The sequence below is a fragment of the Bradyrhizobium sp. YR681 genome (assembly GCF_000282615.1).
In the GTDB taxonomy this organism is placed as follows: domain Bacteria; phylum Pseudomonadota; class Alphaproteobacteria; order Rhizobiales; family Xanthobacteraceae; genus Bradyrhizobium.
In genome coordinates, this window is the sequence record NZ_AKIY01000042.1 from 1 (window position 1) to 14,091 (window position 14,091).

Genomic DNA, 14,091 nt, shown 5'->3' on the forward strand with positions numbered 1-14,091 from the left:
TGGCTCGTCCACCGCCAATCTCCCGGTCCCTATTTGGGGCCAAAAGGAGCGGAAAGCAAGCGGGTATCAGCTTGAACGGGTTGGGTTTGCCCAGCATCCGGGCAAATCCGCGCCTGCCCAGCCGATAGGCTGTGCTTTCGCTGATCGGACCACCTTGCTAAGAACGCCGCCGGAACTCCATCCAACCAGAAAAGCGATTGATCCCAATGGTTACACGTCGTGATGTTGCATCGATTGTCGGACTTGGTGCCGGACTTGGCGCGGTAGCCGCAGCTGCGCTGGCCTCCCCGGCCGTGGCCCAGACGGCCGACCCCAACGAATCGACCTTCGCCCGCATCCGCCGAACCAAGAAGATGCGGATCGGCGCGGTCGGCGGCGGCGCGCCCTACTACATGAAGGATTTGTCCAGCGGCCAGTGGAAGGGCTTTTACGTCGACATCGCCAAGGCGCTGGCCGACGACATGGAGGCCGAGCTCGAGATCACCGAGACCACCTGGGGCAATTCGGTGCTGGATCTGCAGTCCAACAAGATCGACATCTTCTTCGGCCTCAACCCGACCCCGAAGCGCGCACTGGTCGTCGATTTCTCGGTGCCGGTCTTCAACAACGCCTTCGGCATCCTCTGCAAGAAGGACTTCAAGCCGAAGAGCTGGGCCGAATTGAACTCGCCCGACGTCAAGATCGCCGTCGACCAGGGCTCCTCGCACGACCAGGTCGTCAGCCGCCTGACGCCGAAGGCGCAGATCTCGCGGCTCAAGACCGCCGACGATGCCACCGCCGCGCTCCAGACCGGCCGCGTCGACGCGCAGTGCCTGATCACCATGCTGTCGCTCACCGTGCTGAAGAAGAACCCCTCGCTCGGCCAGTTCGTGCTGCCGACGCCGATCTTCGCGACGACGTCGAACGCCGGCTTCCGCCGCGAGGCCGACAAGACCTGGCGCGACTACGTCAACACCTGGATCGACTTCAACAAGGGCCTCGGCTTCATCCGCAACGCCATCATCACCAACATGGAGCTGGTGGGCGTGACGGAGGCGGACATTCCGCCGGGCGTTTCGCTGTAAGTGATGAGTTTGCGTCGAGCTCGATCCAGGAGCGTCTGTGCTCCCCCTCTCCCGCTTGCGGGAGAGGGTCGGGGTGAGGGTGTCTCCACAATCGAGAACCCCTGTGGGGAGAGAACCCTCACCCGCCTCGCATCTTCGATGCAAGGCGACCTCTCCCGCAAGCGGGAGAGGTGAAGCAAGAGAACACGCATGTATCAGTGGGACTTCGGCATCCTCTGGAGCTATCGCTGGCTCTTTCTCAACGGGCTCGGCGTCACCGTCGGCTTCACCGTGGTCATCGTCGTGCTCGGGCTGGTGTTCGGCCTGTTCGGCGCGTTCGGCAGCCTGTCGCGCTTCAAGGCCGTGCGCCTGCTCGCGCTGACCTTCATCGAGGCGTTCCGCTGCACGCCGATCCTGGTGCAGCTGATCTGGTTCTATTACGCGCTGCCGATTCTCGCCGGCGTCGAAATGACGCCGATCACGGCTTCGGCGCTGGCGCTGTCGCTCTATGGCGGATCGTTCTATTCGGAGATCATCCGCGGCGGCATCATCTCGATCGACAAGGGCCAGTCCGAAGCGGGTGCCGCGCTCGGCATGACGCCGGGCCAGAGCATGCGGCGCATCGTGCTGCCGCAGGCGATCAAGCGCATGATCCCGGCGCTGATGAACCAGTCGATCATCCAGTTCAAGAACACCTCGCTGGTCTCGGTGCTGGCGGTGCCTGACCTCGTCTATCAGAGCCAGGTCGCCGCCCATGACAGCTACCGGCCGCTGGAGACCTACACCGCGGTTGCGGTCGCCTATGCCGCGATCCTGATTCCGCTCACCATCATCGTCCGCCGCGGCGAGAAGCGACTGGCGGTCAGCGAATGAGCGAGACGTCAAAAATCGAGATCCGCAGCCTTCGCAAGAGCTTTGGCAGCAACGAGGTCCTCAAGAACATCAATCTCGACGTGCCCAAGGGCGGCGTGGTGGCGCTGATCGGCCCGTCGGGCTCGGGCAAGTCGACGCTGCTCCGCTGCATCAATCTGCTGGTGACGCCTGATGGCGGCAGCGTTCGTGTCGGCGATACACGTTTCCAGTTCGGCGAAGGCGCGAAACTCCCGGACGTGAAGACACTCGCACGATTCCGCGCCACCACCGGCATGGTGTTCCAGCACTTCAACCTGTTCCCGCACATGACGACGCTCCAGAACGTGATGGAGGGGCCGGTCACGGTGCGGCGCATGGCCAAGGCGGATGCAGAGAAGCTCGCGCGGGCGCAACTCGCCAAGGTCGGTCTGGCCGAGAAGGCGGACCAATATCCGGCGACGCTGTCCGGCGGGCAGAAGCAGCGCGTCGCAATCGCGCGCGCGCTCGCGATGGAGCCTGACGTCATGCTGTTCGACGAGGCCACCTCCGCGCTCGACCCTGAACTTGTCGGCGAGGTGCTGAGCGTGATCCAGCAGTTGGCCTCCGAGGGCATGACCATGGTGATCGTCACCCACGAGATTGCCTTCGCCCGCGAGGTCGCCGATCGTCTCATCTTCATGCGCGACGGTGTCGTGGTCGAGGAAGGCCCGGCGCGGCAGGTGATCGACAATCCGAAAGAAAGCGCGACCCGCGCCTTCCTCAGCCATTTCCACCGCACCGGTGCACTGCCGCCGGCCAACGCAGCTTCGTGATGCCCAATATCGATCGCGTCTATCTCGTCACCGGTGCCGCCAGCGGCATCGGCCGCGCCACCGCAAAACTGCTGGCATCGCCCAGCGCCGCGCTGCTGCTGCACACGCGCTCCAACGCCGCCGGCCTCGACGCCACCGCGGCGGAAGTCGAAGCGAAGGGCGCGGTCGTCGCAAAATGCCTCGGCGACCTCGCCGAAGAGGCCGCGGCCGGCGAAGCCATCGCCGCCACGCAAGCCGCGTTCGGCCGGCTCGACGGACTGGTCCTCGTCGGCGGCCATGCCCGCCGCGGCAGCGCCATCGGCACGCCCGCGGATGAGTTCCGCAAGGCGATGGACGAATCGGCGCTGGCGTTCACACGGCTGGTTGACGCCGCGCTGCCGCTGCTGCGTGCGGGGCAAGACGCGCGGATCGTCGCGGTGTCGTCCTTCGTAGCCCATGCGATCCGACCCGAATTCGCGCCGTTCGCCGCAACCGCCGCGAGCCGAGCCGCGCTGGAAGCGCTGGTGCGCCTCACCGCGATCGAGCTTGCTAAAGACGGCATCACCGTCAACGCGGTCGCACCGGGCCTGATCGTCAAGGACAAGCCGAGCGAGAGCAGGCTGTCGCCCGAGCAGATCGCCGCGACGGAAGCGCTGATCCCGATGAACCGCCGCGGGCGGCCGGAGGAAGTGGCCGAGATCATCGCCTTCCTGGCCTCGCCAAAGGCGTCCTACGTCACCGGCCAGGTCTGGCACGTCAATGGAGGCCTGACATGACCGAAGCGACCGTCGAACGCATCAGGCTGTTCCTGATCGAGAGCCCGATCAAGATGGCGCGCCTCCAGGGCGTCGGCAACGTCAAGGGCACCGTGAAGCGCGTGCTGATCGAGCTGACGTCGAGCGACGGCGTGGTCGGCTGGGGCGAAGCAGCGCCGTGGGAAGTTTTTACCGGAACGCCGGAGGCCGCGTTCACCGCACTCGACATCTATCTGCGGCCGATCGTGCTCGGCAAATCCGTGCGCCGCATCCGCGCGCTGATGGCGGAGCTCGACCGCGCGCTGGTCGGCCATGCCGAGGCCAAGGTCGCAATCGAGATGGCGCTGCTCGACATCGTCGGCAAATCGTCGGGACTGTCGGTCGCCGATTTGCTCGGCGGCCGCGTGCGCGACACGATCCCGCTGTCGTTCTCGATCGCCGATCCGGACTTTGCCGCCGATCTCGAGCGCATGCGGAAAATGGTTCCCGACGGCAATGTCATCTACAAGGTCAAGACCGGCGTGAAGCCGCATCGCGAGGATCTCGACCATCTCGAGGCGATCCGCAAGGAGTTCGGCGACAAGGTCGATCTGCGCGTCGACTACAACCAGGCGCTGGCGCCGTTCGGCGCGATCAAGATTTTGCGTGACGTCGAGCAGTTTGCGCCAACCTTTATCGAGCAGCCGGTGCCGCGCAAGTTTCTCGACGTGATGGCGCAGCTCACCGCGGCGCTGGAAACGCCCGTGCTCGCCGACGAAAGCTGCTTTGACCGCCGCGACATGATGGAGGTGGTGCGCCGCGAGGCGGCCGATGCCGTCTCGATCAAGCTGATGAAGGCCGGCGGCCTGTTCGAGGCGCAGGCGATCATGGCGATCGCCGATATCGCCGGTCTGCCCGGTTATGGCGGCACGCTGTGGGAGGGCGGCATCGGGCTTGCCGCCGGCACACAGCTGATCGCGGCGACGCCGGGCATCTCGCTCGGCTGCGAATTCTACATGCCGCACCACGTGCTGACCGAGGACGTGCTGGAAGAGCGCGTCGCCAACCGCGCCGGCCATGTCGTGGTGCCCGATGGTCCGGGCCTCGGGATTCGCGTCAGCGAAGCCTCCGTCCGCGCCAACGCACGGGTGCTGGCGGAGGCTTAAAGAGCCATCGGCGCAGCTACAAACTCGGTCGTCGTCCCGGGGCGCGCAAAGCGCGAACCCGGGACCCATAGCCACAGGATCGAGTTTGGCGAAGATTCGGAGTTACCAGCTCGCGTAATAACCACTCCCTGGCGTTATGGGTCCCGGATCGGCGCTCCGCTTCGCTGCGCTTGTCCGGGACGACGACCGTCTATGCAGTGGCAGCGGAGCCCTAACCTTCCCCTCTGGGACTCCGTATCGTATGGTCCGGCCAAACAGGCCCGAACCCATCGGGCCATCCGGAAACGCATATGTCTGATCCCGCCTGGTCGCTGCACTCCCGCCTGAAAGAGGACACCATCGACATCGGCGATCTGCCGCTGTCGAAGGTGCTGGTCATCAAGGACGCGCATTATCCCTGGCTGCTGCTGGTGCCGCGGCGCCCCGATGCGGTCGAGATCATCGATCTCGACGAAGTGCAGCAGGCGCAGTTGATGACCGAGATCTCCCGCGTCTCGCGCGCGCTGAAGGAGATCACCAAATGCGACAAGCTCAATATCGCAGCGCTCGGCAATCTGGTGCCGCAGCTGCACGTCCACATCATCGCCCGCCGCACCGGCGACGCCGCCTGGCCGCGGCCGGTCTGGGGCGTGATGCAGCCGTTGGCGCATGACGCCACCGAGGTGCAGAACTTCATCAGCGCGCTTCGCCGCAAGATCTGGTTGGGTTGAAAGAACAATGTCAGCATTCGACTCGTTTCCGCTGGGGCAGCCGGCCTTCGTCACCAACATCCTCGACCGCGCCGCGCATCTGCGCCGCGACGACGAAAAACTGTTCGCGCTGGAGCAGAAGCCGTCCTCGCGCGCCTATGTGGTCTATCGCGACTCGCTGCTGGTGAAGCGCGACGGCGACAGGACGCGCGCACTGCTGTCGCTTGATGAAGCGCTGAAATGCGGCGCCAATCCCGGCACGATCTTCCTCGGCCTGCGCGACGGCACGGCGATCTTCGGCATGGGCATGCCGCAGGCCGCCGCCGAAAAACTGGTCGGCCGCGAGGACTACACCGTCACCGAGCTGCGCGGCATGGCGATGCAGGGCGCGATCCCGCCCGACGAGCTGTCGGCGATCGCGATGGCGAAGTCGATGGTGAGCTGGCACCAGCGCCACGGCTATTGCGCCAATTGCGGCACCCGCAGCGCGATGAAGGAAGGCGGCTGGAAGCGCGATTGCCCCAGTTGCAAGACCGAGCATTTTCCGCGCACCGATCCGGTCGTGATCATGCTGGTGGCCTCCGGGGAGAAATGCCTGCTCGGCCGCCAGAAGCAGTTCCCGCCGGGCATGTATTCCTGCCTCGCCGGCTTCGTCGAGGCCGCCGAGACGATCGAGGACGCGGTGCGCCGCGAGATCCTCGAAGAATCAGGCATTCGCTGCACCGACGTGCAGTACTACATGACCCAGCCGTGGCCCTATCCGTCGTCGCTGATGATCGGGTGCAGCGCGCGGGCGCTGAACGAGGACGTCGTCGTCGATCATTCCGAGCTCGAGGACGCGCGCTGGTTCACGCGCGAGGAGGCGGCCCTGATGCTGACGCGGACGCATCCGGACGGGTTCGCCGGCCCGCATCCGTTTGCAATCGCCCATCACTTGCTCGGTCGCTGGGTGCACGACAAGAGCTGACCGCCGATGGCTCCGTCAGGGATCGCGCCGCGCATCCTCTGCATCGGCATCCCCGTGCGCGACCTGACCTTTCGCGTCGAGGCCGTGCCCGCGCGCGGCAGCAAGGCCAACGCCACGCACCTCGCCGAGATCTGCGGCGGCAACGCGCTCAATGCCGCGATCGCCGTTGCACGCCTTGGCGGCCGCGTCGCCTTCGCGGGACCGATGGGCGATGCGCGGGAAACGTCGAGCGGTTTCATTCTCGAGCGGATGGCCGCCGAGGGCATCGACAGCAGCCACATCGTGCGCATGCCTGATACGACCACGCCCGTCTCTGCGATCACCATTGACGCCGCGGGCGAACGAACGCTGACGATCTATCGCGATCCCGCGCTGTGGACGGTAAAACTGCCCGACGCCGACAAGCTGCTCGCCGACTGCCAGGCCGTCCTCGTCGAGAGCCGCTGCGGATCGTTCTGCGTGGACCTCTGCACCGAAGCACGCCGGCGCGGCATTCCCGTCATCGTCGGTGTCGATCGCGCGATGTCGTTGCAGGACGGCCTGCTCGCGACCGCCTCGCATCTGCTGTTCGCCAGCGAGCAGGTGCAGGAGACCGCCGGCATCGCCGAGGACGGCGCGGCGCTGAAGCACCTTGCAGGGCTGACGCCGGCCTTTCTCGCCGCCACCCGCGGACCACAAGGCACGATCTGGCTGAACGAGACGGGCGCGCTGGAGGAGACGCCGGCCTTCCCGGTCCAGGCGGTCGATACGCTCGGCGCCGGTGATGTCTTCCATGGCGCCTTCACGCTCCGCCTCGCCGAGGGTGCGGGAGTACAGGAGGCGCTGCGATTCGCCGCGGCCGCCGCAGCGCTGAAATGCACCCGCCATGGCGGTGGCCCGGCTGCCCCGCAACGCATTGAAGTTGAAAGACTTTTGCGAGGCGAGCGCTAGAGCGATTCCATTATCGCGCCGAGAATATAGGCTTGATGTGGAAGGATTTTCTCTATATCAGGTAATTCTGCCCCTGAAATGGAACAAAGTTCTTCAAATGACTGACCTCGCTGTCCAGATCCCCGAGACCAGCCGCCGCCTCGACGCCATCGACCGCAAGATCCTGATGGTTCTCCAGGACGACGCCTCCCTGTCCGTCGCCGAGATCGGCGACCGTGTCGGCCTGTCCTCGACCCCGTGCTGGAAGCGCATCCAGCGGCTGGAGGCCGACGGCGTGATCATCAAGCGGGTGGCCCTGGTCGATCAGAACAAGATCGGGCTCGGCATCTCCGTGTTCGTCTCGGTCGAGAGCTCCGATCATTCCGACGCCTGGCTGAAGAAATTCGCCGAAGCCGTCAGCGCCATGCCCGAGGTGATGGAATTTTACCGGATGGCCGGCGACGTCGACTACATGCTGCGCGTCGTGGTCGCGGACATGCAGGCCTATGACATCTTCTACAAGAAGCTGATCAGCGCCGTGCCGCTCAAGAACGTCACCTCGCGCTTCGCGATGGAGAAGATCAAGTCGGTCACCGCGCTGCCGATCCCGGCGGTGGTGGCGGCTTGACGCCAGAGTCTTGTTTGACGCGTTTCTTCACGCGAACCGGCATCCACTTCGCTCGAAAACGCTTCAAGCCGGTTGAAACACCGGCAGCGTGACATTGACCCGCGTGCCCCCGCCGGGGGCTGCGGAAATCTCGATCGTTCCGCCATGCGCCTCGACCAGGTTGCGCACGACCGCGAGGCCGAGGCCAGCGCCGCCCGTCGCGCGATTGCGTGACTTCTCCAGCCGGTGGAACGGCTCCAGCACGGTCTGTCGCTGATCTACGGGAATGCCCTGTCCCTCGTCGTCGATCGACACGACGAAGGCGCCGTCTTTCAAGGCCGTCCGCACATGCGCCGCTTGACCATAAGCAAGCGCATTGTCGATGATGTTGGCGAGGATACGCCGCAGCGCCAGCCGGTCGCCGAGCACGACGGCGTTGCGCGCCCGATCGTCCGTCACCAGATCGACCGGCTTGCCCTGAACGCGCCTGTCGTGCACCTCGACGGCAATCAGCGCGGCCAGCTCGACCATTTCCTGTGACAGGCCGCCGGCGCCCGCCCGCGTCGACAACAGCGCATCGTCGAGCAGCCGGATCATGTCGTCGATATCGGCGACCGCCCGCCGCCGCTCGGCATCGTCGGGGATGTGCTCGACCCGCAGCCGCAGCCGTGTCGCGAAGGTCCTGACGTCATGGGCGATGCCGCCGACCAGCGTCATCCGCGCGCGCAGCATCTCGGCGAGCCGCCCCTGCAACCGGTTGAACGCGGCGATGACGGCGCGGATCTCCGGCGCGCTGCGCCGCGCATCCGGCAGCGGCGGCGGATCGGCCGACAGGTCGACGCGATCGACCGCGGCCGCGAGCTGCGCCAACGGACGCGTCTCGCGCTGCATGACCAGGAGTGCGAGCAGCGCCACGATCGAGCCGAACAGGCCGGCGCCGAAGCCGACCGGCAGGCCGAGCTGCGTCACCGGCAGGCGGGTATAGGCATCGACGATCAGCAACTCCCCGCTGCGCAAGCCGATGCGGAACTCGATCGCATTGGCCATCAGCCGCGCGATGCGCGGGAACAGGCGCGCGACGCGATGATCGGGCGGCGACACGATCTCCACGGATCGCCCCGCAAGGCCGGCCGCATAGGTCTCGCGCAATTGCTGTTGCTGCGGCGGCGTCTCGCCGCTGACCGGCGCGCCGTCCGGAACGACGCGCACCCTGAATTGCGGTGACGACACCGCATCGAGCACCGACGGTCGCGAATCGGCGGTGGTGCGCTCCACGAGCGTTGCAAGCGCATCGAGGCGCGCCGGCGAGGGCCGCGTCAGCTCGTTCTCGTGCACCGTCGTCCGGTAGAAGATCGCGACCACCACGGTGAGCACCACCGTGAATCCGACGAGCCCGATCAGCGCCAGCCGGGCGGCGAGCGTCACGCGCAGCATCACGACACCTGCTTGACGGAAGCGGTGAACAGATAGCCGCCGTTGCGCACCGTCGTGATCAAATTGGAGCCGGGGCTGGCGCCGTCGAGCTTCTTGCGCAGCCGCGAGATCAGCATGTCCACCGTGCGGTCGAACGGCTCGGCCGAACGGCCTCGTGTCCAGTCGAGAATCTGGTCGCGCGTCAGCACCCGGCGCGGGCGCTGCACGAAGCAGCCGAGCAGGTCGAACTCGGCGCTGGTCAATGGCAGCGCCACGATCTCGCTCTCGACGGTCTCGACACTGCGCGAATCGAGGTCGATGACGAAGCGGTCGAATGCGAAGCGCCGCACCAGCGGCTTGGCCGGCGCCCCGTTGGCGCGGCGGAGGATGGCGCGCACGCGCGCCAGGAGCTCGCGCGGCCCGAACGGTTTCGTCAGATAATCGTCGGCGCCCATTTCGAGACCGACGACGCGATCGATCTCGTCGCTCTTGGCGGTCAGCATCAGGATCGGGAGCGAGTCGTCGGCGCGCAGGCGACGGCAGATCGAAAGCCCGTCCTCGCCCGGCAGCATCAAGTCGAGGATGACGAGGTCGGGCCGCAGGCGCTGAAGCATCGCGTCCATCGCCTTGCCGTCGCCGACGCAGGCGACCTCGAACCCCTCGCGCCGCATGAAATCGGCGACGAGGCGGCTGATCTCGGGATCGTCCTCCACCATGAGAATCGTGGCCGGCTGCGTGTTCATGGCCGCATTGTGGGCAACGGCTCGCGTCAGGCAAGGGCGCAGGCGCCGTTGTTACATAGTGTTACACGCCTCCGACAAAGCCATAACAATCGTTTCGTCCCGGCAATGCGGCGCGGACGCCGCCGGCCCAGTCTCCGTCGCACGGCTCCCGGACACGGCAGCCCCCACAAGGAGACGACGACCATGACCAAGTTTTTCCTCACCTCCCTCGTCCTTGGCGCGCTGTCGGTCGCGGCTGCGGCCGATGCCAACGCCTGGACGCGGACGGCGACCGGCTCCGGTCCGCGCGGCACCTCCAGCGTCACCGCGACCGGCAGCTGCGCCAATGGAAGCTGCACGCGCAACGTCACCCGCACCGGCCCGGCCGGCAACACCTATACCCGCACCGGCACGGTCTCGCGCTGAGAAGCGGGCAAGGCCGTCGCTGCGTCCGCCCCACGCGGCGACGGCCACCTCACCAGACCAGAAAGGATCAGCACCATGCCCTCGACTTTCCGTCCCCTCTCGATCCCGCAGGCCGCGATCATCGTCGCCCTCGGCGTCGCCGCCTCGACATCCGCATCCGCCCAGAGCCAGCTGCAAACGCAGGTCACGCCGCAAATGCGCAGCGAAGCAAGGGCCGTCATGCAGGCCTGCCGTGCCGACTATGACCGGCTTTGCAACAACGTCGCGCCGGGCGGCGGGCGCATCCTCGCCTGCCTGCAATCCCATGCCGGCCAGCTCACTTCGGCCTGCGCACAAACGCTGCCCCGCGCGCAGGCGTTGAGGGACAGCGCCGTCAGCGCCGGCGTCGCACCGAAATAGGAGGGGGCCGTGGGCTACGCTTCACTCCTGCTCGATCCGACGCTCAGGCGCGTGATCCTGGCGACGGCGATCGGCCTGATGCTGCTGGAATACGGCATCGGCCGGCTCGCGCACCGCCAGACCCACGACTGGCGTGAAAGCGCAGCCTCGTTCGGTGTCGCTCTGGGACAGAACGTGCTGCGGGCGATCGAGGCCGGACTTCTCGCAGTGCCGTTCGCCTTCCTCTACGAGCACCGCCTGCTCGATTTCGCGCAAACGAGCCCGCTCGCGCTCGCAGGCTTGTTCCTGGGCAGCGAGTTTCTGTACTACTGGCAGCATCGCGCCTCGCATCGCATTCGCTGGATGTGGGCGACGCATGCGGTGCATCACTCGACGACGCGGCTGAATTTGACGGCGGCGATCCGGCTCGGCTGGACCGGCAATATCTCCGGCAACTTCCTGTTTTTCCTGCCGCTGGCGCTGATCGGCTTTCACCCCCTCGCGATCATCGCAATGCTGGGGATCAACCTGTTCTACCAGTTCTTCATCCACAGCGACTTCGGGCCACATCTCGGCGTGCTCGAATGGGTGCTCAACACGCCGAGCCATCATCGCGTGCACCATGCCTGCAACGCGCCTTGCCTCGACAAGAACTACGGCGGCATCCTGATCGTATTCGATCGCCTGTTCGGAACCTTTGCCGAACGGCCCGCCGACCAGCCGCTGCGTTTCGGCCTCGTCGGCGGCGCGCCGTCCTTCAATCCGGTCCGGATCGCGCTCGGCGAATGGATCGCGATGCTGGGCGACGCCCGGAAGGCGCGGGGCGCGGGCGCAAAGCTCCGCGCCCTGTTCGGCCCGCCGGGCGGCTAGGCCGCCTTAACCCTCTCCCCGCCTGCGGGAGAGAGGTCGCATTGCGAAGCAATCCGGGTGAGGGGGGTACAAGTCCCTCGACCATCTCGTGGAGAGAGCCCTCACCCCGACCCTCTCCCCGTAAGAACGGGGCGAGGGAGAGGACCTTCGTCGTAGTTATAGATCAGATCTTCTGATTGTACTCGCCGACTTCGGGATGGGTGCGCAGCACGCTGTTCACCATCTCGAACATGTCGTGCATGCGCTGCTCGGAGACCGGGCTCTCGACCACGACGACGAGCTCGGGCTTGTTGGAGGAGGCCCGCACCAGGCCCCAGCTGCCGTCCTCGACCGTGACGCGCACGCCGTTGACGGTGACGAGATCGCGGATCGATTGCCCGCCGATCTTGGCACCCTTGGCCTGCAAGCCTTCAAAATGCTTCACCACCTGGTCGATGACACCGTATTTGGTCTCATCGGCGCAATGCGGCGACATGGTCGGCGACGACCAGGTCTTCGGCAGCGCGTTCTTCAGGTCCGCCATCGACTTGCCGGGCGCGCGGTCGAGCATGTCGCAGATCGCGAGCGCCGAGACGAGACCGTCGTCATAGCCGCGTCCATACGGCTTGTTGAAGAAGAAATGGCCGGACTTCTCGAAGCCGGCGAGCGCGCCTGTCTCGTTGGTACGGCGCTTCATGTAGGAATGGCCGGTCTTCCAATAGGTGGTTTTGGCGCCCTGCTTCTGCAGCACCGGATCGGTGATGAAGAGGCCGGTCGACTTCACGTCGACGATGAACTGCGCGTCCTTGTGGATCGCCGACATGTCGCGCGCCAGCATCACGCCGACCTTGTCGGCGAAGATTTCCTCGCCGGTGTTGTCGACGACGCCGCAGCGGTCGCCGTCACCGTCGAAGCCGAGGCCGACATCGGCCTTGTGATGCAGCACCGCGTCGCGGATCGCGTGCAGCATCTCCATGTCTTCCGGATTCGGATTGTATTTCGGGAAGGTGTGGTCGAGCTCGGTGTCGAGCGGGATCACCTCGCAGCCGATCGCCTCCAGCACCTGCGGCGCGAACGCGCCGGCGGTGCCGTTGCCGCAGGCCGCGACCACCTTCAGCTTGCGCGTCAGCTTCGGACGGCCGGTGAGATCGGCGATGTAGCGTGAGGGGTAATTCTCGTGGAACTGGTAGGAGCCGCCGGCCTTGTTCTTGAACTCGGCGCCCAGCACGATCTCCTTCAGCCGCGTCATCTCGTCGGGGCCGAAGGTCAGCGGACGGTTGGCGCCCATCTTCACGCCGGTCCAGCCATTGTCGTTGTGCGAGGCCGTGACCATGGCGCAGCAGGGCACGTCGAGATCGAATTGCGCGAAATAGGCCATCGGCGTCACCGCGAGCCCGATATCGTGCACCTTGCAGCCGGCCGCCATCAGGCCGGAGATCAGCGCATATTTGATCGAGGCCGAATAGCCGCGGAAATCGTGGCCGGTGACGATCTCCTGCTTGACGCCGAGCTCGGCGATCAGCGCGCCCAGGCCCATGCCCAGCGCCTGCACACCCATCAGGTTGATTTCCTTCTGGAACAACCAGCGCGCGTCATATTCGCGAAAGCCGGTGGGCTTCACCATCGGCTCGGATTCGAAGGCGTAAGTGTTGGGCAACAAGACGGATTTCGGCTTGGGAAACATTGAGACGGTCTCGTGAAATGGGCAGGGGTTGATGCAGCCTTAGCGAATGCCGGGCCGCAGCGAAAGGCGGGATTGGCGCCTTATGGATGATAATTGCGGCAGTTTGGTAACGGGGAAATCTGACCGCGAGAGCCGTCGAAACAGAGACGTTTTTTGAAATATACGGTCGCAGGGGCCTTTTGGGAGACCCCTACTGCTCCAGCACCATCTGGCCGTTGGCGTATTCAAAACGCTTGAGACGGGACAGGAAGGAGAGGCCGAGCAGGTTTTCGGACAGTGCCTCGTCGGGGAGCACCATGGCATCGACGTCGCGCACGACGAGGCCGCCGACCTCCAGCATGGCGATGCGGGTGCGGGCGGCCTTGATGGTGCCGTTGGCAGTGGTGACGGTGGCGTTGTAATCGCCGCGCGAGGGACGCAGGCCAAAGCGGGCGGCCGAGGTCTCGTTCAGCGCGACCACGGAGGCGCCGGTGTCGATCATGAAGCCGATGCGCTGGCCGTCGATCCGGCCTTCGGTCTGGAAATGACCACGGCCATCGCGGGGAATGTTGAAGCTGCGGCCGCCAGCCGGCGCCGTGGTCGCCACCGCGACCGTCGTGCGGGGGACCGATGTGGCCGAGGCGGAGCTCATCTTGTCCGCCATCTGCGCCATGAAGGTGCCGAGACCGATCAAGACGGCCGCGATGATCATAATGTTACGCATCACACCACTTCCGGGCCGGAAAGCTCGATTTCACCACGCCGCACGCCCGGCCGCGAGCGATGCCACGGCCGGAGCGATGCTATTTTGACGAAAAGGATGAGCGGACGGTTAATGCGGGGGTGTCGCGGAGACTCCATATCCTCATCCTTGTAAGTCAG

Annotated in this window: 17 protein-coding genes; 13 read left to right on the forward strand and 4 right to left on the reverse strand. The window is 65.7% G+C overall.

Annotation, left to right across the window (positions count from 1 at the left end; translation table 11 throughout):
* From PMI42_RS40270 to PMI42_RS06305, 10 genes are all read left to right on the forward strand, one after another.
* The coding region (locus tag PMI42_RS40270; protein WP_210160929.1) for a hypothetical protein at positions 1-223 on the forward strand (223 nt) is incomplete at its 5' end.
* Positions 207-1,064 carry a transporter substrate-binding domain-containing protein gene (locus PMI42_RS06265; protein WP_008131667.1) on the forward strand — a complete coding sequence of 286 codons (858 nt, stop codon included), beginning with the start codon at positions 207-209 and terminating at the stop codon, positions 1,062-1,064. The genes PMI42_RS40270 and PMI42_RS06265, both read left to right, overlap by 17 nt.
* Before the next feature lie 189 nt (positions 1,065-1,253).
* The gene (locus PMI42_RS06270; RefSeq protein ID WP_008131668.1) at positions 1,254-1,916 is read left to right on the forward strand and encodes an amino acid ABC transporter permease; all 663 of its coding nucleotides are present in this window, start codon (positions 1,254-1,256) and stop codon (positions 1,914-1,916) included.
* The gene (locus tag PMI42_RS06275) at positions 1,913-2,707 is read left to right on the forward strand and encodes an amino acid ABC transporter ATP-binding protein (protein ID WP_008131671.1); all 795 of its coding nucleotides are present in this window, start codon (positions 1,913-1,915) and stop codon (positions 2,705-2,707) included. The genes PMI42_RS06270 and PMI42_RS06275 overlap by 4 nt, the downstream gene beginning before the upstream one ends.
* Positions 2,707-3,462, forward strand: coding sequence for an SDR family NAD(P)-dependent oxidoreductase (locus PMI42_RS06280; protein ID WP_008131672.1), 756 nt, complete (start codon positions 2,707-2,709; stop codon positions 3,460-3,462). The genes PMI42_RS06275 and PMI42_RS06280 overlap by 1 nt, the downstream gene beginning before the upstream one ends.
* A complete protein-coding gene (locus tag PMI42_RS06285) occupies positions 3,459-4,586 on the forward strand; it encodes a muconate cycloisomerase family protein (RefSeq protein WP_008131674.1) in 1,128 nt (375 codons plus the stop codon). The genes PMI42_RS06280 and PMI42_RS06285 overlap by 4 nt, the downstream gene beginning before the upstream one ends.
* 290 nt (positions 4,587-4,876) lie before the next feature.
* Positions 4,877-5,296 carry an HIT domain-containing protein gene (locus tag PMI42_RS06290; RefSeq protein WP_008131676.1) on the forward strand — a complete coding sequence of 140 codons (420 nt, stop codon included), beginning with the start codon at positions 4,877-4,879 and terminating at the stop codon, positions 5,294-5,296.
* 7 nt (positions 5,297-5,303) lie between these two features.
* On the forward strand, positions 5,304-6,242 hold the full coding sequence (gene nudC, locus PMI42_RS06295) for an NAD(+) diphosphatase (protein WP_008131679.1): 939 nt from the start codon (positions 5,304-5,306) through the stop codon (positions 6,240-6,242).
* Between the two features lie 6 nt (positions 6,243-6,248).
* Positions 6,249-7,172 carry a sugar kinase gene (locus PMI42_RS06300; RefSeq protein WP_008131681.1) on the forward strand — a complete coding sequence of 308 codons (924 nt, stop codon included), beginning with the start codon at positions 6,249-6,251 and terminating at the stop codon, positions 7,170-7,172.
* A 97-nt stretch (positions 7,173-7,269) separates the two neighbouring features.
* Positions 7,270-7,779 carry an Lrp/AsnC family transcriptional regulator gene (locus tag PMI42_RS06305; protein WP_008131682.1) on the forward strand — a complete coding sequence of 170 codons (510 nt, stop codon included), beginning with the start codon at positions 7,270-7,272 and terminating at the stop codon, positions 7,777-7,779.
* Positions 7,780-7,842: 63 nt separating this feature from the next.
* Here PMI42_RS06305 and PMI42_RS06310 read toward each other — a convergent pair whose 3' ends face one another.
* Together PMI42_RS06310 and PMI42_RS06315 are read right to left on the reverse strand one after the other, a co-directional pair.
* Positions 7,843-9,192 (reverse strand): sensor histidine kinase, encoded by a 1,350-nt coding sequence (locus PMI42_RS06310; protein WP_008131683.1) that lies wholly within the window; start codon positions 9,190-9,192, stop codon positions 7,843-7,845.
* A complete protein-coding gene (locus PMI42_RS06315; protein WP_008131685.1) occupies positions 9,192-9,914 on the reverse strand; it encodes a response regulator in 723 nt (240 codons plus the stop codon). Before PMI42_RS06315 ends, PMI42_RS06310 begins: the two co-directional genes overlap by 1 nt.
* A gap of 183 nt (positions 9,915-10,097) precedes the next feature.
* Here PMI42_RS06315 and PMI42_RS06320 point away from each other — a divergent pair, with 183 nt between their 5' ends.
* The 3 genes from PMI42_RS06320 to PMI42_RS06330 all read left to right on the forward strand — a co-directional run bounded on the left by PMI42_RS06320 (position 10,098) and on the right by PMI42_RS06330 (position 11,567).
* Positions 10,098-10,319, forward strand: a complete 222-nt coding sequence (locus tag PMI42_RS06320; protein WP_008131687.1) for a hypothetical protein — start codon at positions 10,098-10,100, stop codon at positions 10,317-10,319.
* Positions 10,320-10,394: 75 nt separating this feature from the next.
* On the forward strand, positions 10,395-10,718 hold the full coding sequence (locus PMI42_RS06325; protein WP_008131689.1) for a cysteine rich repeat-containing protein: 324 nt from the start codon (positions 10,395-10,397) through the stop codon (positions 10,716-10,718).
* A 9-nt stretch (positions 10,719-10,727) separates the two neighbouring features.
* Positions 10,728-11,567: a sterol desaturase family protein gene (locus PMI42_RS06330; RefSeq protein WP_008131690.1), complete on the forward strand. Its 840-nt coding sequence runs from the start codon at positions 10,728-10,730 to the stop codon at positions 11,565-11,567.
* A gap of 163 nt (positions 11,568-11,730) precedes the next feature.
* On the opposite strand, the gene PMI42_RS06335 is transcribed toward PMI42_RS06330, so the two are convergent.
* Together PMI42_RS06335 and PMI42_RS06340 are read right to left on the reverse strand one after the other, a co-directional pair.
* Complete coding sequence (locus PMI42_RS06335) at positions 11,731-13,230, reverse strand: phosphomannomutase/phosphoglucomutase (RefSeq protein ID WP_008131692.1); 1,500 nt, start codon at positions 13,228-13,230, stop codon at positions 11,731-11,733.
* A gap of 190 nt (positions 13,231-13,420) precedes the next feature.
* Positions 13,421-13,933, reverse strand: coding sequence for a TIGR02281 family clan AA aspartic protease (locus PMI42_RS06340; protein WP_008131694.1), 513 nt, complete (start codon positions 13,931-13,933; stop codon positions 13,421-13,423).
* Positions 13,934-14,091 lie beyond the last annotated feature (158 nt).

Coding starts and splice junctions, on each gene's coding strand:
- PMI42_RS06265 (WP_008131667.1), top strand. CDS start 207: ATGGTTACACGTCGTGATGTTGCATCGATTGTCGGACTTGGTGCCGGA.
- PMI42_RS06270 (WP_008131668.1), top strand. CDS start 1,254: ATGTATCAGTGGGACTTCGGCATCCTCTGGAGCTATCGCTGGCTCTTT.
- PMI42_RS06275 (WP_008131671.1), top strand. CDS start 1,913: ATGAGCGAGACGTCAAAAATCGAGATCCGCAGCCTTCGCAAGAGCTTT.
- PMI42_RS06280 (WP_008131672.1), top strand. CDS start 2,707: ATGCCCAATATCGATCGCGTCTATCTCGTCACCGGTGCCGCCAGCGGC.
- PMI42_RS06285 (WP_008131674.1), top strand. CDS start 3,459: ATGACCGAAGCGACCGTCGAACGCATCAGGCTGTTCCTGATCGAGAGC.
- PMI42_RS06290 (WP_008131676.1), top strand. CDS start 4,877: ATGTCTGATCCCGCCTGGTCGCTGCACTCCCGCCTGAAAGAGGACACC.
- nudC (WP_008131679.1), top strand. CDS start 5,304: ATGTCAGCATTCGACTCGTTTCCGCTGGGGCAGCCGGCCTTCGTCACC.
- PMI42_RS06300 (WP_008131681.1), top strand. CDS start 6,249: ATGGCTCCGTCAGGGATCGCGCCGCGCATCCTCTGCATCGGCATCCCC.
- PMI42_RS06305 (WP_008131682.1), top strand. CDS start 7,270: ATGACTGACCTCGCTGTCCAGATCCCCGAGACCAGCCGCCGCCTCGAC.
- PMI42_RS06310 (WP_008131683.1), bottom strand. CDS start 9,192: ATGCTGCGCGTGACGCTCGCCGCCCGGCTGGCGCTGATCGGGCTCGTC.
- PMI42_RS06315 (WP_008131685.1), bottom strand. CDS start 9,914: ATGAACACGCAGCCGGCCACGATTCTCATGGTGGAGGACGATCCCGAG.
- PMI42_RS06320 (WP_008131687.1), top strand. CDS start 10,098: ATGACCAAGTTTTTCCTCACCTCCCTCGTCCTTGGCGCGCTGTCGGTC.
- PMI42_RS06325 (WP_008131689.1), top strand. CDS start 10,395: ATGCCCTCGACTTTCCGTCCCCTCTCGATCCCGCAGGCCGCGATCATC.
- PMI42_RS06335 (WP_008131692.1), bottom strand. CDS start 13,230: ATGTTTCCCAAGCCGAAATCCGTCTTGTTGCCCAACACTTACGCCTTC.
- PMI42_RS06340 (WP_008131694.1), bottom strand. CDS start 13,933: ATGCGTAACATTATGATCATCGCGGCCGTCTTGATCGGTCTCGGCACC.